Source organism: Lentibacter algarum, assembly GCF_040580765.1.
GTDB classification, from domain to species: Bacteria; Pseudomonadota; Alphaproteobacteria; order Rhodobacterales; family Rhodobacteraceae; genus Lentibacter; species Lentibacter algarum.
In genome coordinates, this window is sequence record NZ_CP158687.1 from 1508005 (window position 1) to 1523691 (window position 15687).

The following is a 15687-nucleotide window of genomic DNA, read 5'->3' on the forward strand; positions in this document are numbered from 1 at the left end:
TTAAAGGCGAATAACAGCCCTTTGATGCGGTTCTGGCACCCCGCCCCTTCCTTTTTCTCAGATCAGCGTTACATTTTTAACGAAGACCTCGTCGCGCATTGCCGCGCCTTTCACGATCATCAGTTCACAGCGTCACAATTTCGGAGGTTCCCATGCCCATCACAGTCGGCCAAGACAGCGCAAGAGCCCGCAAGACCCTCACACTCAAGGACACATCCCTCGCATACTACTCGATACCCGAGGCAGAGGCACGTGGCTTGGGCGCTTTCTCCCGCCTGCCCGCCGCGCTCAAAGTCGTCCTTGAAAACATGTTGCGCTTTGAAGACGGCAAGACCGTCACACTTGATGATATCAAAGCCTTTGGCGACTGGGTGCAAAATGGCGGCAAAAGCACGCGTGAAATAGCCTATCGTGCAGCCCGCGTGCTGATGCAAGATTTCACAGGCGTCCCCGCAGTGGTTGATCTTGCGGCCATGCGTGATGGCATCAAGGCGCTCGGCGGTGACGCCCAGCAGATCAACCCATTGGCCCCCGTCGATCTCGTGATTGATCACTCCGTGATGATTGACGAATTTGGCAATCCACGCGCCTTCCAGATGAACGTGGACCGCGAATATGAACGCAACATGGAGCGCTACCAATTCCTCAAATGGGGCCAAAGTGCTTTCGACAATTTCCGCGTTGTTCCACCCGGAACTGGCATCTGCCATCAGGTCAATCTGGAATATCTCTCCCAAACAATCTGGACCGACACAGACCAAAACGGCGCAGAAGTTGCCTACCCCGATACGCTCGTGGGAACCGACAGCCACACCACCATGGTCAACGGCCTCGCTGTTCTTGGCTGGGGCGTTGGCGGGATCGAGGCCGAGGCCGCTATGCTTGGTCAACCGATCTCTATGCTCATCCCTGAGGTCGTCGGCTTCAAACTCACAGGCCAAATGAGCGAAGGCACAACCGCAACAGACCTTGTGCTCAAAGTCGTCGCAATGCTGCGTGAAAAAGGGGTCGTCGGCAAATTCGTCGAGTTTTACGGCGAAGGGCTTGACCGCCTGCCGCTCGCGGACCGTGCCACAATCGCCAACATGGCGCCTGAATACGGCGCTACCTGCGGCTTTTTCCCCATTGATGACGAAACCCTGCGCTACCTGCGCGGCACAGGCCGCGATGAAACCCGTGTCAATCTTGTTGAAGCCTATGCCAAGGAAAATGGCTTCTGGCGCGGCGCCGATTATGCCCCCGTCTACACAGACACGCTCCACCTTGACATGAGTGAGGTCGTCCCCGCCATTTCTGGCCCCAAACGCCCGCAAGATCTCGTGGCGCTCACAGATGCCAGATCAGCCTTCCGCCGCGAGATGGAAGAGACGTTCAAACGCCCTTTAAACAAGGACATAACCGTAAAGGGCGAAGACTACACGCTCTCCTCGGGCGATGTTGTGATCGCGTCGATCACCTCCTGCACCAATACCTCAAACCCCTATGTTATGATTGGCGCAGGCCTTGTCGCCAAAAAGGCGGCAGCCTTGGGGATCACGCGCAAACCATGGGTCAAAACATCGCTCGCGCCCGGCTCACAAGTCGTCTCAGCCTATCTTGAGGCAGCGGGGCTGCAAGAAGAACTGGACAAAATCGGCTTCAATCTGATCGGCTATGGCTGCACCACCTGCATTGGCAACTCTGGCCCCCTACAACCCGAGATCTCTCAGGCCATCGCAGAAGGCGACCTTGTCGCCACCTCCGTCCTCTCGGGCAACCGCAACTTTGAGGGCCGTATCTCTCCTGATGTGCGCGCCAATTACCTCGCCTCTCCGCCTCTCGTGGTCGTCTATGCGCTTGCAGGCACGATGGACATCGACATCTCAAAAGACCCGATCACGCAGACAGCTGACGGCAAAGATGTATACCTAAAAGACCTCTGGCCAAGCACCGAAGAAATCGCCGCACTGGTTGAAAAGACAGTCACACGCGCCGCCTTTCAGGAAAAATACGCTGCCGTCTTCAAGGGCGACGAGAAATGGCAGGCTGTAAAGACATCGACAGGCGAAACCTATGATTGGCCATCAGCCTCAACCTATGTGCAAAATCCGCCCTACTTCAAAGACATGTCTAAAACGCCCGGCACAATCCAGAATATCGAAAACGCAAAGGTGCTCGCCGTCCTCGGCGATATGGTCACAACCGACCACATCTCCCCCGCTGGCAGCTTCAAGGAAACGACACCTGCAGGGCAATATCTTACAGGCCACGGCGTGCCCCCGCGTGAATTCAACTCCTACGGCGCGCGCCGCGGCAACCACGAAGTCATGATGCGTGGCACCTTCGCAAACATTCGCATCAAAAACGAGATGCTCGACGATGTCGAAGGCGGCTACACGCTTGGCCCTGACGGCACTCAAGCCTCGATTTTTGACGCCGCCATGGCCTATCAAGACACTGGAACACCGCTGGTCATCTTCGGGGGGGAGCAATACGGCGCAGGCTCAAGCCGTGATTGGGCCGCAAAAGGCACTGCCCTTCTTGGTGTCAAAGCCGTGATCGCAGAAAACTTCGAGCGTATCCACCGAAGTAATCTTGTCGGCATGGGCGTAATCCCGTTTGAGTTCACAAGAAGCGACAGCCGCAAAACCCTAGGCCTCACAGGTCACGAAACAGTCTCGATCTCAGGCCTGAACACGCTGAAACCGTTGCAGGAGGTGCCTTGCCAGATCACACGGGCAGACGGCAGCATCAAAGAAATCCTCCTCAAGTGCCGTATCGATACCGCAATCGAGATCGAATACGTCGAACACGGTGGTGTTCTGCCCTATGTCTTACGAAACCTCGCGCAGTAACGAGCACTCATGCCCCCTCCTATTTCAATAAATATCCTGGGAGGAGTACGAGGGGGCAAAGCCCTCTCGCCCAAGCGGCGACACAGTCGGGCAAACCCAGCTGACCAAAAGCGCATCTCGTAGGTGTATCTGTGAAGTGGTGCACCCGAGAGGATTCGAACCTCTGGCCTCTGCCTTCGGAGGGCAGCGCTCTATCCAGCTGAGCTACGGGTGCATCAAAGGCTCTATAACTTCCCATGTCGCGCCCCGCAATCGCGAAAATCACTAGACAAGACATGCATCTTACCAAAAATACCACTTATGAACACACGCATCCCGCCGCTATGGCTCCTTGTCTTTTTGCAAACGGTCGTCTCCGCGGCCTCGCTCGTCGTCGAGATCGTCGCAGGCCGCATGCTTGCGCCCTACGTTGGCATGTCGCTCTACACATGGACAGCAGTCATCGCCGTGGTGCTCGCAGGCTTTTCGGTTGGCCATTGGTGGGGCGGACTCATGGCCTCCAAGCCACAAGAAACTGCCCTCAGGCAAACAGGCTGGGTGCTCATTGCCGCCGCGCTCAGCACAGGGCTCGCCGTGGTCGTGCTGCAAGGCATTGCAGGCCCCGTCATGAGCGCTGTGTCCCACCCGCTCGGCGCAATTATAGCTCTTTGCACCGGCGCGTTCTTTCTGCCATCTCTCTTCGCTGGCGTACCAGCCCCAGTGCTTGCCCAGATCGGAGCCAGCACAGCGCCGGATTCGGGCCGCGCGCTTGGCGCGCTCTTCGCCGCAGGCGCCATCGGCGCCATAGCTGGTACATTGCTCGCAGGCTTTGTCTTCATCTCCTATCTCGGCTCCACGCTCACATTAGCGCTCGTCGCGCTGGTCTATGTGGCCATGGCGCTCTTGTCGTTCTGGCTCGCAGGTCGCCTGCCGCGTGCAGCGCTCCTCGCCAGCCTCATCAGCCTCGCCTTTGCTGGCTACGCCTTGGCCACACCAAGCCCTTGTGACACCGAAAGCAAATATTTTTGCATCCGCTCCATAGACGTCTCTGAAACAAAAGATGACCCTATACGCATGATGGTGCTCGATCACCTCGTGCACGGGACCAGCTCGGCCAATGATCCAACACTCATGTATACCGACCACGCCGCCATGCTGGACGCCCTCACCGAACTGCGCGCACCGCGCCAAGATTTCAGCAGCTTCTTCATCGGCGGGGGCAGCTTCTCTATGCCGCGCGCCATAGCAGCCCGCAAAGGTCATGGGCCTATCACCGTGGCGGAGGTGGATCCAGAGGTCACAAATATCGCCGTACGTGACTTCTGGTTTGACCCCGCTTCTGCGCATGTTCTTCACGTCGACGCGCGCGTTGCCCTCGCCCGCGACCCGGACCAATATGACATCATCATCGGCGACGCCTTCACAGATATCGCCGTCCCTCAGCACCTGATCACACAGGAGTTCTTTGAGCTTGTGCGCGCAAGGCTCACGCCTGAGGGCAGCTACCTGATGAATGTGGTGGATTATGAGGACAACCTGCAAACACTCGGCGCGATGCTGCGCACGCTTGAGACGGTCTTTCCCGTGCTGGAAGTCTGGGTCGAGCAGCGCCAGCCCGTCAAAGGCGAGCGCATGGTCTTTATCATCGCCGCTGGCAATGCCGCGACACCAGAGAGCAGCTTTATCACCCGCGCACCAGACGCCGCGCGCTTCGGCGCTTTGTCAGATACGATGGTTGCCAGCCTAAAAGCCCGTGACAGCCTCATCCTCACAGATGACTTCGCCCCGATTGATCGTCTGATGGGCCTGCGCGCAGATTAGCCCAGAAGGTTATGCGCCAGCTCCAGCGCATCCACGAGCACATCCACCTCATCCTTGGTGTTATAGAGCCCAAAGCTCGCACGGCAGGTCGCGTTGACACCCATATGCTGCATCAACGGCTGCGCACAGTGATGTCCCGCGCGCACGGCGACGCCCTTTTTATCAAGGATCGTGGAGATATCATGCGCATGAGCCGCGCCTTCCATCGTAAAGCTGAAGATCGCCGCCTTGTCAGGCGTTGTGCCTTGCAAGCCAAGCCAGTTCAGCCCTGTCAGCTTTTCGCGTGCGTATTTCGCAAGCTCGGCCTCATGCGCCGCAACGTTGTCCATGCCCAGCTCCATGAGATACTCAAGCGCTGCCCCAAGCCCGATCGTTTGGACAATACCCGGCGTGCCAGCTTCAAACTTCATCGGCCCCGTGTTGTAAGTAATCACTTCCTTACTCACATCGCGGATCATATCCCCGCCGCCCATAAAGGGGCGCATCTCGTCCATGCGCTCTTTCTTCACATAAATCGCGCCAGAGCCTGATGGCCCATAAAGCTTGTGGCCCGTGATGGCATAGAAATCACAGCCCATCTCGGCGACATTCACAGGCGCATGGACCGCTCCCTGCGAGCCATCCACCAGTACAGCCACGCCCTTGGCACGCGCCGCGTCACAAATACGCTTCACATCCACATGGGTGCCCAGCACATTCGACAGCTGCGTGATCGCAATCAGCTTAGTCTTCGGGCCGATGGCAGCAATCACCTTATCCGCATCCAAAGCGCCGGTAGCGTCCACATCAACCCACTTGAGGCTGACGCCCTGACGCTCGCGTAAAAAATGCCAAGGCACGATATTCGCATGATGCTCCATCACCGACAGAACAATCTCGTCTCCCGCTTCCATGCGCGGCGCAGCCCACGCATAAGACACCATATTGATGCCCTCGGTTGTGCCCGAGTTGAGGATAATCTCGTTCTCCGAACCCGCGCCGATAAAGCGCGCAATGATCCCGCGAACGGCTTCATACCGCTCAGTCGAAATATTGCTAAGGTAATGCAACCCACGATGAACATTGGCATATTCTTCAGCATAGCCGCGCGTGATTGCGTCAATCACAACCTGCGGCTTCTGCGCCGAAGCACCATTGTCTAAATAGACCAAAGGCTTGCCGTTCACCTCACGTGAAAGGATCGGGAAATCCGCACGGATCGTATTTACATCATACATTGCTGGCCTCCACAGGCGGCAGTCCAAAGCCGATAAGGGTAAGGATGATCATCAGGCCCACGGCCATCAGAAAAAGCGAAAGCGCAACGGTGCCAATACCTTTAAACATCGTCTCAAAGCGGTGTGCGCCTGTCAGCAAGCCAATCAGAGCAAACAAAAGCCAGACATTGCCCACCATCGACATCATCGAGGCCAGCATCACTGACAGCGCCCCCACAGCCATAATCACAACGCTCATACCAAGCCCGACAAACTGCCACCACGTGACCACAACAAGAACGTCTGTCAGACTGCCCTGCCCGCCCAGAAACTTGCCTGCCAAGAAAAAGGCAAAGACAGACATCACGAGCGAAACACCCAAAACAAGCGCAACTCGAACAGGGCTACCAAAAAAGCCGAGCATAAACTCAAGCTGGGCCGCCTCTTCTGCACTCATGCCTTCCAAAGGCATCGGCGGGGCGGCGTGAAAACTCACCGAGAAAAACAACGCATTGAGCACCGCAGCAAGGATCAGCCCAAGCCAGAGCACATCCCGCTTTAGGCCAAGCTCCATAAGCTCCGCCGCAGCGCCCGCAGGCTGCGTCAGCGTGCGCATCACAAGCTCTTTAATCACCATGAGAGGCACTTTCCTTTGCAGCCGCACGGCTGCCGCTGATCCAAAACCACATAAACACTACGAACCAAAGTGCTCCAACGATCATTTGTGGAGTGCTTTCGCCAATAAAACCGCGCACAAGCCCGTGCAAAAGCATCAGCGGCGAGGCCGCCAACAACGCCCAAAAGAGCGCAAGCCGCAGCGCCCAAGGCTCAGCCTTGCTGCGCAGCACCCGAAAACCACCCCAAACAAGAAACGCCAGCCCATACAGCACAAGCGGCATGATAAAGAGCCACGCAAACAGCGCGCCCCCCATCAGCATACCAATGTCCTGCCCTGTGAGATGTGCCTCCCGCGCCGCAGCAGGCCAAGAGCTAACAAAAACGACAGCACAGCCCGCCATCAAAATGGCAATGGCGCGGTCTTCTCGCTGCCCCGCCGCCGCAAACCTGCGCAAAACCTGCGCAGGTCCACGGTATGTGGCGACAATGTCCATCACAACAGACATAGGATCAGCCGCGCGAGTGGCGCAGAAGCCAGCCCTCAAGCCGCCCTGTCAGCTCGTCCTTGAGGCCGTCATCTTCGATCTCTTCCACAGCTTCCGCAAGGAACGCCAGCGTCATCAGGTCGGTCGCCATATTGTGCGGCACGCCGCGCGCGCGCAGGTAGAACAAAGCGTCCTCATCAATCGCGCCCGAAGTAGAGCCGTGCGAACAGGCCACATCATCGGCATAGATCTCAAGCTCTGGTTTGGCCAAGAACTGGCTGTCGCCATCAAGCAGAAGCGACTGAGACTTTTGATAGCCGTCTGTCTTCTGAGCGCCTGGTTGAACAAGGATCTTGCCTTGGAACACGCCAGTCGCGCCGTTGCGCAGCACCTTTTTGAAAACCTGACGGCTCTCGCAGTTGACGGCGTCATGGGTGATAAACACGGTGTCATCATGCACAAAATCACCATCGCCAAGCGCCGCACCTGCCACATGGGCAATCGCGTCATCGCCGGTAAACTCGATGATACATTCGTTGCGCGTCAAACGCCCATTCACCGTAAGCGTAAAGCTCTTGAACACGCTCTCACGGCCCAGCTCGACAAACATATGTGTCACAGCACGGCGCTCGTGGTCGCGCCCCTGCGCCCGCACATGATGAAACTCGGCCCCGTCCGCAACAAGCGCTTCAAGACACTTGTTAAACCGCGCAGCCGCCGGACCGTTCTCCAAAAGCGTCAGAGAGGCCCCTGCTTCGACCTTCACCACATGGTGCAAAACCGCATCTGATGTGCTGTTTTCGTGGCGATAGATTAGGCTCACGGGCTTGCTCGGTGTCTTGGTGCAGCGAATAAGCACGCCATCACTGGCCAGCGCGGTATTGAGCGCTGCCAAAGGCCGCTCCACCGGGTTTTGGCCCTTAGTCTCAAGCGCACCATAAAGCTCGCTCGCCCAAGAAATATCCGCCACATCAGCCAACCGTGAAATCTCGATTCCCTCAAGCGAGAGCTCATCTGAGTGCGCGACACTGAACACACCGTCGACAAACACAATCTTCAGCCGGTCAAAGTCGTTAAATACGGGTGCTTCATCTGTTGTAAACAGCGCGGCCTCAGGCGCATCGGCCTGCGTCAGCGTGTCAGGACGTGTGTACTTCCAGTATTCATCACGCCGCGAGGGCAAACCCATCCTGCGCACGCGCGCCAGCGCATCTTCGCGCGCCGCTTTGCTCCAGCCCGCTGCCTCAGGCAGAACCGCCGCGTCAAGCCGGCTCGCCGCCGCCTCCTGCTTTGATTTCAAAATCGCATTCATCACGCAGCCACCTCGGCCAGAATATCTGCATAGCCGTTGTTTTCAACTTCAAGCGCAAGCTCTGGTCCACCCGTTTTCACGATACGACCATCCGCCATGATATGCACAACATCCGGCTTGATGTGATCCAGAAGGCGTTGGTAGTGCGTGATCACCAAGAACCCACGGCCCTCGTTGCGCAGCGCATTCACGCCATCGGCCACAAGTTTCATCGCGTCCACATCAAGGCCAGAATCCGTCTCATCCAAGATGCACATCCGTGGCTCAAGCATCGCCATTTGCAAAATCTCGTTGCGCTTCTTTTCACCGCCCGAGAAGCCGACATTGACAGGCCGCTTCAGCATATCCGCGTCAATCTTGAGTTCTTTTGCCTGAGCGCGGATCACTTTGAGAAACTCGGTCGAGCTCATCTCTTCTTCACCACGCGCTTTGCGCTGTGCATTCACAGCCGTACGCAAGAAGGTCATGTTGCCCACACCAGGGATCTCGACTGGATATTGAAACGCGAGGAAAAGCCCAAGTGCTGCGCGCTCTTCTGGCTCCAGATCAAGCAGGTCGTCGCCGTCCAGCGTGGCGCTGCCGCCCGTGACTTCATAGCCCTCTTTGCCCGAGAGCACATAGGACAGCGTGGATTTGCCAGAGCCGTTCGGCCCCATGATCGCGTGCACTTTGCCCGCTTCCACTGTCAGGTTCACACCCTTCAGGATCTGCTTGTCTTCTTCTTCCAGTTTGACCCGCAGGTTTTTGATTTCCAACATTTTCGCGCCTTTCTCTTATCTTCTATATTTATGCTCCAGCCTTCAAATGGGCTGGAAAATTCTCAATCAGTCTGTCTTTCGCCTCAGCAATACCGCCCGCATAGGGCAAAGCGCCCGTGCCAAGCTTGGGCAATGCCGCGGCTATATCGTCGTGCTTCAAAGGCAGCGGCATCACACGCCCCACCCCTGCCGCATAATCGTAATACTTCAGCCGCGCGTGCTTCATCGGATCAAGCCAAGTGTTGGCGATCCCATAGCTGTCAGCCACAATAAGCCCATGCAAACTTGACGAGATCACATGCGCACAAGCGCCAATCTCGCGGCAGACCTGCTCTGGCGTGCCCTGCACATCGATATACTGCACAGACGGCTCAGCCTTCAGAAGCGCAACAATTCTAGGGTCACCAAGCTGGCTGTGGTGTAGCACCAGCCCGATCTTGTCGTGCCGCACAGGACGTGCGCCAAGCGCCTCCGCAGTCAAAACGCCTGGGTCACCATAGGCTTCTGTTTTCACACCCAAAAGAGCGGCCGTAATCGGCCCCCGGAGCATATGAATATCAACATTGGCGACAAAGTCGGTCTTCAGCGGCGCCATCATGCCCGTGCCCCAAATCGCAGGGCGATGCGCAGGATGTTTCTCATTGCCCCAGACCCGCTTGGCAAATTGCATAATCGAGCCAACAGCAAAAATCTCCGCGTTGCGTGGCTCTGCATGCGCCACGGCACGGCCTGACGCAAATGCTGTCACAAGCTGGCTCAACGTATCGCCAAAGTTCGGCTTGGCGTTCCACCAGTACAGATGAAGAGGCGTATCAGCCATTCTCAATACTCTCCACGGCGGGCGTTAATCTTGGGCGCAATCTTTGTGTCATAAGCCTCAATGAGCTTCTCACTCCAAAGGGTGACAACAGCCGCAACCACGCCGCCGATCATCCAAGCTGGCAAATCCGCCCAGTTGAGCACCGTCGCCATCACAGCACCAGCCACAACAGGCACAATCAGCTTCTTATTTTTTTCAATAAATTCCATACTCTTACCCTACACGTCTCATGCAACTACCGGCCTTTTCAAAAGCCAAATCAAAACGGGAAAAACCAGCCTCACCACCACGGGTAAGACTGTCTTTTCCAACATCAGTTCTAGATGTGTTTAGATGCTGCTCTGCAAAACGCCCGCAAGCGCGCGCAGATTGTTCTCCATCCCGCCCGCTGGGCTCAAGACCCGCGCCGCATACTCTGGCGAAAACATGCTTTCCCAGAGGAACGGCGCGTGCCCCGCAACGTCGGATTCCCCAAGCACCATCAAAGCGAAGCCCGCCAGCATCGCCGTCTTGGCCATACCACCGCGAAATCCGATAAATGTTGCCGCGGTCACCAGCGCAACAACCCCGATCGCCAGTTCGCCCGCGTGGCGCATGATCACCATGGTCATATCCGTGCCCACAATGAACTGCCCAAGAACATGAAAGCCCAAGAGCCGCCCCGCCAACATTGCCACCGCGCCAAGCAGAAAGGCCATAGCCCATTTTGGAGCCGCTAGGATAAGCTCGCCACTCTCGCGCTTGGGTGCTGCGGCACGCTTTAGCTGGCTGAGGTTGACCTGCGTCTCGCGCACTTCTCCCTCGCCCGCAATGAGGCGGCCTCTTGCCTTTTCGTCCTTGGCAATTCTCTGGATACGCGCGTCGAACGCGTCGAGATTTCGGTTCATCATAGGCACACCTCACGTCTTGGCTTGCCAACAGAGTTAACAAACCAGTTCGGCACAAATGCGGCAGAACACTGCCTTCATTCGGGCAAGATGTGAGGTGCGCCAAAGACATTAGCCAACTGAGCCTTCAAGACTTATCGCAACAAGCTGTTGCGCTTCCATGGCAAATTCCATCGGCAGAGCTTGCAGCACTTCCTTGGCAAAGCCGTTCACGATCAGTGCAACAGCCTCTTCCTCGCCAATCCCGCGCTGGCGGCAGTAAAACATTTGCTCGTCATCAACTTTAGATGTCGTCGCCTCATGCTCTACACGGCTCGAGTTGTTCTTGACCTCGATGTAAGGAACAGTGTGTGCGCCACATTTGTCACCAATCAGCAAGCTGTCGCACTGCGTGTAGTTGCGCGAGTTCTTTGCCTTCGGGTGCATGCTCACAAGCCCACGGTAGGTGTTCTGCGCCACACCTGCGCTGATCCCTTTTGAGACAATCCGCGATTTGGTGTTTCTGCCCAAGTGGATCATCTTCGTGCCCGTGTCGGCCTGCTGATGGTTGTTGGTGATCGCAATCGAGTAAAACTCGCCCTGAGAGTCGTTGCCGCGCAAAATACAGCTCGGGTACTTCCACGTCACGGCAGATCCCGTCTCCACTTGCGTCCACATCACTTTGGCTCGGTCACCGCGGCAATCCGCACGCTTGGTCACAAAGTTATAGATCCCGCCCTTGCCGTTCTCGTCACCCGGATACCAGTTCTGAACGGTCGAATATTTAACTTCCGCATCTTCCTCGATGATGATCTCTACAACCGCTGCATGCAGCTGCGCCACATCACGCTGCGGCGCCGTACAGCCCTCAAGGTAGCTCACATAAGAGCCCTTATCGGCAATAATCAATGTTCGCTCAAACTGGCCTGTATTTTCGGCATTGATCCGGAAGTATGTTGACAGCTCCATAGGGCAGCGCACACCTGGCGGCACATAAACAAACGAGCCGTCCGAAAACACAGCCGAGTTCAGCGTCGCGTAATAATTGTCCGTCACAGGCACAACAGAGCCGAGATACTTTTTCACAAGCTCTGGATGATCCTTGATGGCTTCAGAAATCGAGCAAAAGATAACGCCTGCTTCCTTCAGCTCTTTCTGGAAGGTCGTGCCGACTGACACAGAGTCAAACACCGCGTCCACAGCCACTTTGCGTGGTGCGTCTGTCAGCTCTTCGGCCCCCTCGACACCCGCCAAGATCATCTGCTCTTTCAGCGGAATACCAAGCTTTTCGTACGTGGCCAAAAGCTTCGGGTCGACCTCATCCAAAGACTTTGGCTTCACTTCCATACTCTTGGGCCGCGCATAGTAATACTGGTCCTGAAAGTCGATCTCAGGATAATCCACCATCGCCCAGTCAGGCTCTTTCTGCTCTTTCCAGCGCGCATAAGCATCAAGCCGCCAGTCCGTCATCCACTGTGGCTCTTCGTTTTTCTCCGAAATAAGCCGCACAATATCCTCGTTCAGACCGAGCGGCGCATATTCCATCTCGATCTCGGTTTCCCAACCGTATTTGTATTTTTCTCCAAGCGTGCGAACGGCCTCAACCGTTTCCTGCTCTACACCGTCTTTAACAATTACTTCATTCATCGCTTGGTTCCTTTTCCGTCCTGTTCGCTTAGGCCGCGCGCGCAGCCTGTTTTTTCGCCTGCGCTGCCCATGTGTCGGCAAAGCGCAAAATATCGTCTCGTTCTGTTTCAAGTCCAAGGCTCACGCGAATACCGCAGCCCGCCTCGGCCTCATCAAATCCCATTGCCCGGAGCACAGGGCTTGTCTTCACCTTGCCACTGGAGCAGGCCGAGCCCGCAGAAATCGCAAAGCCCGCAAGATCCATCTGCATCACTTGCGTCTCGCCCTTCCAGCCCGCGCTGAGCAAACAAGAGGTGTTCGGCAGACGCGGCGCATCTTTCCCGACTAAAATAGGTGGTTTATCTGTGGCCGCAAGAGCCTCTTCAAGCAAATCGCGCCTCTCGCGCACGGCCTCCCAACGGCCCGCAGAAACATCACGCGCCGCCGCTTCGGCCGCCGCCGCAAATCCCGCAATCCCGATAAGGTTCTCTGTCCCTGCACGACGGCCCATCTCTTGGCCACCCCCTTTGAGAACGGGGTCAAGATCGATCCCGCGCCGCATCACAAGCGCGCCAACGCCTTTTGGCCCGCCAAGCTTATGCGCCGAAACAATCGCCATCAAAGGCCCAGAGCGCAAAAAATCTACAGCGACTTTTCCAAATCCCTGCGTGAAATCACTCATCCAGAGACCGTCCGGCAAATCCTGCAACACACCCGTCTCAGAATTGGCGAGCTGAAGCGTCGAAAATCCAGCATCCGACGGCGTCACACGCCCACTGGCCTCGGCGCGCAGCGACGCGTCACACCAAGACGCAACAGCATCATGCTCCACACCCGAACAGGCAATGCCGCGACCAGCAAGCGCCATAGCTGCAGCCTCAGTGGCCGAGCCAGTAAAAACAATCTCAGCGCCCTCCGCCCCAAGCGCAGCCGCCAAACGGGCTCGGCAACTTTCCAAAAACGCCTTGGCGCGCCGCCCTTCGGAATGCACCGAAGAGGGGTTCCCAACAATATCCATGGCCTCGCCCATCGCCGCGCGCGCCTCAGGGCGCAAAGCTGTGGTCGCATTATGATCAAGATAGACCCGCATTCACATGGCCCCTCCGGTTTCGCAGACACCAGATTGAACCGATGTCGTCTGACCAACCGACTTCGAACACATCTTCTTCTTTTCCCAAATATCCTGGGGGTCTGGGGGCAAAGCCCCCAGCTGGGCGGGACCGCAGGTCGCGCAAAACCTCGTTATGATGGTCCGACAGCTCACTCTTCATCCACCACAGCAAAAAGCGAAGGCACGGCGGGGCAAGGCGCAAGCTCGTTGCTGATCACATCCGAAAGCCGCGCCGCGTGCAAATAGACATAAACATGCGCCGACAAACCTTCCCACAAGCGGTTGGTCACCGATTGCGCACGGCTGCCAGATGCCGCCCCACTGGCGCCCGCTCCTTTTTGCAAGGCATCCACGGTCTCATCCACTGCGGCCAAAACATCAACAATCCGAATATCCACAGGTTTGCGCGCCAACTTATAGCCGCCGCCAGGCCCGCGCACAGAGGCCACCAGCTCGGCTCGACGCAGCTTTACAAAAAGCTGCTCAAGATAGGGCAACGAAATATCCTGACGCTTGGAAATATCACCCAAAGTCACCAAAGCATCCTCGCCCTGCAGGGCGATGTCGGCCAAAGCGACCATAGCATATCTGCCTTTTGTGCTGAGCTTCATAACCAACCTCTTTGACTGCAATAAAAACAGGCGCTTGTTGACCTCGCCCCTGTCACAGACTATCTCGCTAGAAACGCTAGGTGACATACCTAGATTTAGAATAGTTCTAATATGCTCGACGGATTTAGTCAAGAAAGCCCGCGCGCATTTTCAAGGAAGAGACAAACTATATGCCCGAGGTAATCTTTCCAGGCCCAGAAGGCCGACTTGAAGGCCGCTACCACCCACAGCCAGAGCGCGATGCACCGATCGCGATTGTGTTGCATCCGCACCCGCAATTTGGCGGCACGATGAACAACAAGGTTGTCTACAACCTGCATTACGCCTTTTATAATATGGGCTTCACGGTCTTGCGCTTTAACTTCCGCGGCGTGGGCCGCTCTCAAGGCGAATACGACCAAGGCGTAGGCGAGCTCTCCGATGCCGCCTCAGCGCTGGATTACCTGCAATCCATGAACAACAACTCCAAGCATTGCTGGGTCGCAGGCTTTTCCTTTGGTGCATGGATTGGCATGCAGCTTCTGATGCGCCGCCCTGAGATCACAGGGTTTATCTCGGTCTCGCCGCCAGCAAACATGTATGACTTCTCTTTCCTTGCGCCCTGCCCTTCATCAGGCCTCATGATCAACGGCACCGCCGACCGCGTCGCGCCGCCCGCTGATACAGTGACACTGGTCGATAAGCTCCATGAGCAAAAAGGCATCACTGTTACACACGAGCAAGTCGAAGGCGCAGGCCACTTCTTTGAAAACGACCACATGGATACAATGGTCGGCAGCGTCCAAAGCTATGTGAAGCGCCGCCTCACGGAAAGCTCCCGCTGATGTCGACCCTGCAGGAAACTGCCTCAAAACTGGCGGATGACACCATCAAAATCATGGAGCAATCGGGCGATGACCGGTTGCACTTTGAAGTTGCCGACCTTTTGGGAAAGTCTTCACAAACCCTCGAAGAAGCCTATCTCACAGAGGTCCGCGTGCGCATGGCGGGCAAAGCGGCCCGCGCCTTGCTGCATAAAAAGGCAAAAGCCTTGGTGGACGCACAGAAACCGCAGGAATGAGCAACCGCCTTGACGCCCAAATGGCCTTCCTCATGGAGGCCGACAAGCTCAAACAGATTGTCCGCGGAACAACGCTCGCAGATGGCTCACGCTATGAAAACTCTGGCGAACACAGCTGGCACATCGCGCTCTTTGCGCTGGTGCTAGGCGCCGACGCACCCACCGACGTCAAGGTGGATCGCGTCATCAAGATGTTGCTTTTGCATGATATTGTGGAAATAGACGCAGGTGATGCCCCAATTTTTGGCGACCATGATGCCACTGAGATGGCCGCCAAAGAAGAGGCCGCTGCAACACGGCTCTTCGGCCTGCTGCCTCCCGATCAAGCCCAGAGTTTCCGCGCTCTCTGGGACGAGTTCGAAGCAGCACAAACCCCAGATGCGCGCTTTGCCAAATCACTCGACCGCTTCCAGCCGCCCAATCAGAACCTCGCCTCAGGCGGCGGTTCTTGGATTGAGTATAATACCGACTATTCCCAGTTCGAAGCGCGTGTGGGCAACAAGATCAAGCGCGGCGCGCCATGGCTCTGGACGTGGTTACAGCCGAAAGCAGAAGCGTGGTTTGCGGCGCGAGGCCGTCTTTAAGGGATC

16 protein-coding genes and 1 tRNA gene are annotated in these 15687 nt (G+C 56.6%); 5 read left to right on the forward strand and 12 right to left on the reverse strand.

The genetic code is table 11. The annotated features are described in order from the left end of the window. Window positions 1-152: 152 nt before the first annotated feature. The gene (gene acnA, locus DSM117340_RS07330; protein ID WP_354690027.1) at window positions 153-2834 is read left to right on the forward strand and encodes an aconitate hydratase AcnA; all 2682 of its coding nucleotides are present in this window, start codon (window positions 153-155) and stop codon (window positions 2832-2834) included. A gap of 137 nt (window positions 2835-2971) precedes the next feature. Here acnA and DSM117340_RS07335 read toward each other — a convergent pair. Continuing rightward, a tRNA-Arg gene (locus DSM117340_RS07335) sits at window positions 2972-3048 on the reverse strand. Window positions 3049-3134: 86 nt separating this feature from the next. Between DSM117340_RS07335 and DSM117340_RS07340 the strand changes: the two genes are divergently transcribed. Then, the gene (locus DSM117340_RS07340) at window positions 3135-4634 is read left to right on the forward strand and encodes a fused MFS/spermidine synthase (RefSeq protein WP_089891676.1); all 1500 of its coding nucleotides are present in this window, start codon (window positions 3135-3137) and stop codon (window positions 4632-4634) included. On the opposite strand, the gene DSM117340_RS07345 is transcribed toward DSM117340_RS07340, so the two are convergent. From DSM117340_RS07345 to DSM117340_RS07395, 11 genes are all read right to left on the reverse strand, one after another. Continuing rightward, window positions 4631-5851 (reverse strand): cysteine desulfurase, encoded by a 1221-nt coding sequence (locus DSM117340_RS07345; protein ID WP_089891005.1) that lies wholly within the window; start codon window positions 5849-5851, stop codon window positions 4631-4633. The two genes, DSM117340_RS07340 and DSM117340_RS07345, sit on opposite strands and share 4 nt — an antisense overlap. Beyond that, on the reverse strand, window positions 5844-6467 hold the full coding sequence (locus DSM117340_RS07350; protein ID WP_089891002.1) for a YIP1 family protein: 624 nt from the start codon (window positions 6465-6467) through the stop codon (window positions 5844-5846). The genes DSM117340_RS07345 and DSM117340_RS07350 overlap by 8 nt, the downstream gene beginning before the upstream one ends. Continuing rightward, a complete protein-coding gene (locus tag DSM117340_RS07355; protein ID WP_089891673.1) occupies window positions 6457-6954 on the reverse strand; it encodes a YIP1 family protein in 498 nt (165 codons plus the stop codon). Before DSM117340_RS07355 ends, DSM117340_RS07350 begins: the two co-directional genes overlap by 11 nt. 4 nt (window positions 6955-6958) lie before the next feature. After that, a complete protein-coding gene (locus tag DSM117340_RS07360; RefSeq protein ID WP_089891000.1) occupies window positions 6959-8245 on the reverse strand; it encodes a SufD family Fe-S cluster assembly protein in 1287 nt (428 codons plus the stop codon). Further along, entirely contained in the window at window positions 8245-9003 is a 759-nt protein-coding gene (sufC, locus tag DSM117340_RS07365) for a Fe-S cluster assembly ATPase SufC (RefSeq protein ID WP_089890997.1), read from the reverse strand. Before sufC ends, DSM117340_RS07360 begins: the two co-directional genes overlap by 1 nt. 28 nt (window positions 9004-9031) lie before the next feature. Continuing rightward, a complete protein-coding gene (locus tag DSM117340_RS07370) occupies window positions 9032-9823 on the reverse strand; it encodes a polysaccharide pyruvyl transferase family protein (RefSeq protein ID WP_271437039.1) in 792 nt (263 codons plus the stop codon). Window positions 9824-9825: 2 nt separating this feature from the next. Next, window positions 9826-10032, reverse strand: a complete 207-nt coding sequence (locus DSM117340_RS07375) for a hypothetical protein (protein ID WP_089890991.1) — start codon at window positions 10030-10032, stop codon at window positions 9826-9828. A gap of 120 nt (window positions 10033-10152) precedes the next feature. After that, complete coding sequence (locus DSM117340_RS07380; protein WP_273486673.1) at window positions 10153-10713, reverse strand: hypothetical protein; 561 nt, start codon at window positions 10711-10713, stop codon at window positions 10153-10155. 108 nt (window positions 10714-10821) lie between these two features. Next, window positions 10822-12336: a Fe-S cluster assembly protein SufB gene (gene sufB, locus DSM117340_RS07385; protein WP_089890984.1), complete on the reverse strand. Its 1515-nt coding sequence runs from the start codon at window positions 12334-12336 to the stop codon at window positions 10822-10824. Window positions 12337-12364: 28 nt separating this feature from the next. Further along, complete coding sequence (locus tag DSM117340_RS07390) at window positions 12365-13405, reverse strand: aminotransferase class V-fold PLP-dependent enzyme (protein WP_177170666.1); 1041 nt, start codon at window positions 13403-13405, stop codon at window positions 12365-12367. Between the two features lie 170 nt (window positions 13406-13575). Continuing rightward, window positions 13576-14037: an Rrf2 family transcriptional regulator gene (locus tag DSM117340_RS07395; RefSeq protein ID WP_089890979.1), complete on the reverse strand. Its 462-nt coding sequence runs from the start codon at window positions 14035-14037 to the stop codon at window positions 13576-13578. A gap of 170 nt (window positions 14038-14207) precedes the next feature. Here DSM117340_RS07395 and DSM117340_RS07400 point away from each other — a divergent pair, with 170 nt between their 5' ends. From DSM117340_RS07400 to DSM117340_RS07410, 3 genes are read left to right on the forward strand one after another with little or no spacing between them, the layout of a single operon-like run. Beyond that, window positions 14208-14861, forward strand: a complete 654-nt coding sequence (locus tag DSM117340_RS07400) for an alpha/beta hydrolase (protein WP_089890975.1) — start codon at window positions 14208-14210, stop codon at window positions 14859-14861. Further along, entirely contained in the window at window positions 14861-15097 is a 237-nt protein-coding gene (locus DSM117340_RS07405; RefSeq protein ID WP_089890968.1) for a hypothetical protein, read from the forward strand. Before DSM117340_RS07400 ends, DSM117340_RS07405 begins: the two co-directional genes overlap by 1 nt. After that, window positions 15094-15681 (forward strand): HD domain-containing protein, encoded by a 588-nt coding sequence (locus DSM117340_RS07410; RefSeq protein WP_089890966.1) that lies wholly within the window; start codon window positions 15094-15096, stop codon window positions 15679-15681. Before DSM117340_RS07405 ends, DSM117340_RS07410 begins: the two co-directional genes overlap by 4 nt. The last annotated feature ends 6 nt before the right edge of the window (window positions 15682-15687 follow it).

Coding starts and splice junctions, on each gene's coding strand:
- acnA (WP_354690027.1), top strand. CDS start 153: ATGCCCATCACAGTCGGCCAAGACAGCGCAAGAGCCCGCAAGACCCTC.
- DSM117340_RS07340 (WP_089891676.1), top strand. CDS start 3,135: ATGAACACACGCATCCCGCCGCTATGGCTCCTTGTCTTTTTGCAAACG.
- DSM117340_RS07345 (WP_089891005.1), bottom strand. CDS start 5,851: ATGTATGATGTAAATACGATCCGTGCGGATTTCCCGATCCTTTCACGT.
- DSM117340_RS07350 (WP_089891002.1), bottom strand. CDS start 6,467: ATGGTGATTAAAGAGCTTGTGATGCGCACGCTGACGCAGCCTGCGGGC.
- DSM117340_RS07355 (WP_089891673.1), bottom strand. CDS start 6,954: ATGTCTGTTGTGATGGACATTGTCGCCACATACCGTGGACCTGCGCAG.
- DSM117340_RS07360 (WP_089891000.1), bottom strand. CDS start 8,245: ATGAATGCGATTTTGAAATCAAAGCAGGAGGCGGCGGCGAGCCGGCTT.
- sufC (WP_089890997.1), bottom strand. CDS start 9,003: ATGTTGGAAATCAAAAACCTGCGGGTCAAACTGGAAGAAGAAGACAAG.
- DSM117340_RS07370 (WP_271437039.1), bottom strand. CDS start 9,823: ATGGCTGATACGCCTCTTCATCTGTACTGGTGGAACGCCAAGCCGAAC.
- DSM117340_RS07375 (WP_089890991.1), bottom strand. CDS start 10,032: ATGGAATTTATTGAAAAAAATAAGAAGCTGATTGTGCCTGTTGTGGCT.
- DSM117340_RS07380 (WP_273486673.1), bottom strand. CDS start 10,713: ATGATGAACCGAAATCTCGACGCGTTCGACGCGCGTATCCAGAGAATT.
- sufB (WP_089890984.1), bottom strand. CDS start 12,336: ATGAATGAAGTAATTGTTAAAGACGGTGTAGAGCAGGAAACGGTTGAG.
- DSM117340_RS07390 (WP_177170666.1), bottom strand. CDS start 13,405: ATGCGGGTCTATCTTGATCATAATGCGACCACAGCTTTGCGCCCTGAG.
- DSM117340_RS07395 (WP_089890979.1), bottom strand. CDS start 14,037: ATGAAGCTCAGCACAAAAGGCAGATATGCTATGGTCGCTTTGGCCGAC.
- DSM117340_RS07400 (WP_089890975.1), top strand. CDS start 14,208: ATGCCCGAGGTAATCTTTCCAGGCCCAGAAGGCCGACTTGAAGGCCGC.
- DSM117340_RS07405 (WP_089890968.1), top strand. CDS start 14,861: ATGTCGACCCTGCAGGAAACTGCCTCAAAACTGGCGGATGACACCATC.
- DSM117340_RS07410 (WP_089890966.1), top strand. CDS start 15,094: ATGAGCAACCGCCTTGACGCCCAAATGGCCTTCCTCATGGAGGCCGAC.